Source organism: Oleiphilus sp. HI0123 (genome assembly GCF_001635315.1).
Window position 1 is genome coordinate 1 of sequence record NZ_LWGE01000760.1, and the last position, 593, is coordinate 593.

Annotated in this window: 1 protein-coding gene; it reads right to left on the bottom strand. The window is 42.0% G+C overall.

All coding sequences use genetic code 11. The features are described from left to right. Positions 1 to 593: hypothetical protein (locus tag A3761_RS06740; protein ID WP_156491690.1), on the bottom strand; the 593-nt coding region annotated here is incomplete at both ends.

Below are 593 nucleotides of genomic sequence, written 5' to 3' on the forward strand. Positions count from 1 at the left end.
AACAGGCTTGGTCTCATTGCTTAATCCTAATGTTGCGCTCAATTTCTGCAAATAGCTGTCAGGTATGCTGGGATCAGCACCCAGTGCTAGAACCGGAAGAAGCTCAACAGCCTCATTGGTGTAAACAGAGATGAAGCCGTCCTGTGATGCGAGATGTAATGATTCTTTAATTGCTTCTTCGGCTTCTTTTGAGTTGTGGAGGCTATGGTAGATTGAGGCAGAAAGGTTCAATACTTGAATCAGGTTGTATACATGGTGCTTAGAACGAGTCTGTTCAGCAAGACGGTTAATTACTTCCAATGCAAGTTTATAATTACTTTGCGCCGCAAAAATCCGTGCTTTTGTTAGGTTAATATCCTCATAGTTTAAGGGGACAGCATTAATGCTTTCTTCGTTTAGTTCATTTATCACAAATTGAGCTTTCTCTATCATCCCCATTGATAAAAGGCAGCGAGCCTTTAGTGCGATGATACTTGGTGGAGTGAAAACGATGGAGTCTCGTTTGTGCTGATAGGTATGCCATGCATCATCCAAGCATTCGATAGCATCGACATATTTGCCCTGTGCAAAATAAAGCATTGCTTGGGTGTACT